Source organism: Agathobacter ruminis (assembly GCF_002735305.1).
Taxonomy (GTDB): Bacteria; Bacillota; Clostridia; order Lachnospirales; family Lachnospiraceae; genus Roseburia; species Roseburia ruminis.
In genome coordinates this window covers 1-3,805 of the sequence record NZ_PDYG01000096.1, presented here as the reverse complement: position 1 = coordinate 3,805, position 3,805 = coordinate 1, and the positions used below count along the sequence as shown (strand labels likewise).

General features: G+C 42.7%; 3 protein-coding genes. All 3 read left to right on the top strand.

The genetic code is table 11. The features are described from left to right. The first annotated feature begins 240 nt into the window (after positions 1-240). The gene (locus tag CSX02_RS10365) at positions 241-1,221 is read left to right on the top strand and encodes a TIGR03943 family putative permease subunit (RefSeq protein ID WP_099386624.1); all 981 of its coding nucleotides are present in this window, start codon (positions 241-243) and stop codon (positions 1,219-1,221) included. Positions 1,222-1,235: 14 nt separating this feature from the next. After that, complete coding sequence (locus tag CSX02_RS10360; RefSeq protein WP_099386623.1) at positions 1,236-2,342, top strand: CobW family GTP-binding protein; 1,107 nt, start codon at positions 1,236-1,238, stop codon at positions 2,340-2,342. Positions 2,343-2,585: 243 nt separating this feature from the next. Continuing rightward, positions 2,586-3,284: a YczE/YyaS/YitT family protein gene (locus CSX02_RS10355; RefSeq protein ID WP_242970472.1), complete on the top strand. Its 699-nt coding sequence runs from the start codon at positions 2,586-2,588 to the stop codon at positions 3,282-3,284. Positions 3,285-3,805 lie beyond the last annotated feature (521 nt).

Below are 3,805 nucleotides of genomic sequence, written 5' to 3'. Positions count from 1 at the left end.
GAATTTGTCTGCTGAAGCAGACCCGAATCCGGCGCGCAAGACTCGCGAGCGAGTCTTGACTATGAATTATAAAATGTAGCTGTTTACGCATGGAATATGCGCACAGCTACATTTTTTTAATCCGATATTTGCAACAGTGTTGCATATACTGTTGACACAGGAGAAGCCCGTGACTATAATAAAATGCGACTGTGTTGCAAATGTACGGAAATAGATTGATTGGAGTGAAAAGAGTTAAAAATGGAGACTGCAGTTTTCTTATTTGCCGGATTTATGGATGCGGGGAAAACCACGGGATTGCTTGGGGCATTACAAAGGAGTTATCAGCCGGGGGATGCAAAGTCCATCATCATATGCATGGAAGAGGGTGAGGAAACATATCCCGATCAACTGCTTGAAGCAATCAATGCAGAAGTAATTTATGTTGAAGAAAAAGAAGAAGTGACACTGGAATTCTGGGAGCGGATTGCGCAAAAAGAACAGCCGGAAAAAATCTTTATTGAATTTAACGGCATGTGGAATTTAAAAGAATTTCTTGAAAAACCATTGCCGAAGCAGTGGTATTATTCTACCGTATTTAGCTTTGTGGATGCGATGACATATGCGCTCTATCTGAAAAATATGCGATTGATTATCATGAGTCCGCTCAGTGTATCGGATGTGATTATTTTTAATCGCTGTGATGAATCATTCCCTCGTGAGGATACACGGCGGGCAATCAAACTGTTAAATCCAAATGCAGAAGTATTTTTTACAAGACCGGATGGAACTCTGGAATCCTGCAGCGATATATTATTGGAATCGGACAAAGACGGGCTGCTAACCATTTCGGAAGAACTGTTTTGCAGATGGTTTGTGGATACCATTGAGCATACGGACCGCTATTATGGGAAAAAAGTTCACTTCACCGGTATGGTGACCAGAGATTTGCACGCAAGCGGCAAGCGATTCTATTTGGGGCGATATGTATTGATATGTTGCCCGGAGGATGCGCAGTTTGTCGGTTTTGTAGCAGAATTGGCAGATTGCGACCGAAGCTATGATTCAGGCGATGGAATCGGTAACGAAAATGAGGTTTCGGAGATAAAAAATGGTGACTGGATTGAAGTGGAAGCTGTTATCAAAAAAGGTTTGATGCAGGACCGGCAGATTGTAGTGCTACAGATTACGGACTGGAAGCATACACCGTCACCGGAGGATATTTATTTGTATTGTCAATAGATTGGAGTAAAGATATGTCAAGAAGAGAAGTACCGATTGTCGTAGTAACAGGATACCTTGGTTCCGGGAAAACCACCCTCATGCAAAATATACTAAAGCAGGAACAAAGAAAAATTGCATTGATAGTTAATGATATGGGAAGTATCAATATAGATGCTTTCATACTCAATCAGACAGGAAATCAGGTGGTTCAGGTCGAAATGGTGGAAATGCAGAATGGCTGTATCTGTTGCACCCTGCGAGATGAGTTTATGGCTGAAATTGAGCGCCTGTCTGCGGACCCAACAATTGAAGCAATTTTTGTGGAAGCGTCAGGCATTAGCGAACCGTCATCCATCGCCGGTGCATTTATTAATTACGAAGAAATGACGGAAAATACACGCGTATATTTAAAAACGGTTGTATCCGTTGTAGATGTTGACCGCATCTATCGGGAATTTTTGCATGATTTGTCCTCTGAGGACGACACTGAAGATGGTGATGTCATCAATTTGATTATGGATCAAATTGAATTTTGCAATCTGATGATTTTAAATAAAACGGATTTGCTGACAGAAAAACAGCTGAATGAAGTCAAAGCGGCATTACGGAATCTGCAACAGGAGGCAGAAATGATTACATGTACACACGGCCAGGTCGATCTGTGCGAAATCCTTGACCGGGAAGACTTTGATTTTGATGAAGTGGAAGCCTATAGTGCTGTTCAACGGGCGCTGAACAACTGTGAGCATGATGATGAAAAAGCATGTGTGGATGAATATGGCATTTCGTCATTTGTTTTTGAAGACCGCCGCCCGTTTAATCGTGACGCTTTCAATCGGTTTGTGGAGGATTATCCGGAAGTGCTTATTCGCACAAAAGGATATATCTGGTTTGCAGATGACTGGAAGCATATACAGCTTTTTGAACAGGCCGGACGAAATGCGTCAATCACAGAATTATCCGAGTGGATCTCTGCCTGGCCGAAAGAGGAACTGGAGTCAATCATTCGGGATTTCCCGGATATTAAAGATGATTGGGACGAAACCTATGGAGATCGATGTAATCAGGTTGTATTCATAGGAAAAGGATATGAAAAGAATGATATTGTAAAGCGATTGTATAACTGCATGAGTATATGATTGCACGAATAAATGATTGCGTGAATATAAGACTACACGAATAAATGATTGCACAAATATATGACTGCGTGAATATAAGACTGCACGAATAAATGATTGCGTAAATATATGACTGTGTGAATATAGAATTGTTTGAATTAATAAATTGATTTTACAGAAATTTGTGATATATTTAATTTGTTGCGACTTTATAGTGCACAATGAGTTGAAGTGATACGGAGATCATGTAAAGTCATGAAGCAAATGATATTATTGAACAATCGAACAACAAAGGCAATCGTGATACATATGCTGATGGCAGCATTGAGTTTGTTTATCAATGGATTCGGTGTATATCTGACGATTCAGGCAAACTTTGGAGCAAGCCCATGGGATGTATTGAATCTCGGCCTGGCAAATACCTTTGGCATTTTATATGGCACAGCTTCCATCGTAGTATCATACACGATTCTGGGAATTGATCTGTTGCTACGCGAACCGATTGGAATTGCAATGTTTATCGATGCGTTTGTCGTTGGAAAAGCGGTAGATTTATTTAATCATTTGAATGTAGTACCTAAATGTACGAACATTCCACAGGGAATTTTCGCTATGATAATCGGTTTAGTGATTATTTCTTATACACAGTTTATCTATATGGCAGCAGCCCTTGGCTGCGGACCAAGAGATACTTTGCTTGTCGCATTGACGAAGAGGGCAAAACGTATTCCGATTGGCGCGGTCAGCATTGCATTGCTTAGTACAGCAACTTTCATTGGCTGGTTGCTTGGTGGACCAGTGGGACTTGGTACATTAATCTGCGCATTTGGTACCGGACCAATCATGCAGATGGCATTTCATTCAGTCAAGTTTGATGCGGCACGTGTGCAGCATCAGAAGATTACCGATTCGATGCGGGTGATGCTGGGACGCGAAATTCAAAGAGAAACAAAAATCAGTTAAAAAGAAGAGATTAGGGAGTGGCAAGAGTATTCTTGCCGCTCTTTTTTTTGAGCAATGCTGAGCACGCGAATCGGCCAATCTACGTAATTCGCGTGCCGGCCCGCGGCATCCAGAGCACGCGCGCAAGCCAAAACACAGAATTCGCGTGCCGCACCACGGCATCTAGGGCACGCGCACGAGCCAAAACATAGAATCCGCGTGCCAGCTCGCGCGTCACCGTGCACGCGAATCGGCCAATCTACGTAATCCGCGTGCCGCCCCGCGGCATCCAGGGCACGCGCGCGAGCCAAAACACTGAATCCGCGTGCCCAGCCCACCTGAGAGGAATAGATTATAGGAATAGATTCTATTAGTAGATGACAGCATATGGTATAATTGATATTAATTTATCTCAGTCGGATAAGACCCCTTCCTCTAAGCGAAGGTAGGGGTTATAACATACTGGTCTCAGTCGGGGTTAAAATCTCCGACTGAGATAAACGCTCCGCGAGGATGCGCAGAGATTTGCATATGAAATATGT

Coding starts and splice junctions, on each gene's coding strand:
- CSX02_RS10365 (WP_099386624.1), top strand. CDS start 241: ATGGAGACTGCAGTTTTCTTATTTGCCGGATTTATGGATGCGGGGAAA.
- CSX02_RS10360 (WP_099386623.1), top strand. CDS start 1,236: ATGTCAAGAAGAGAAGTACCGATTGTCGTAGTAACAGGATACCTTGGT.
- CSX02_RS10355 (WP_242970472.1), top strand. CDS start 2,586: ATGATATTATTGAACAATCGAACAACAAAGGCAATCGTGATACATATG.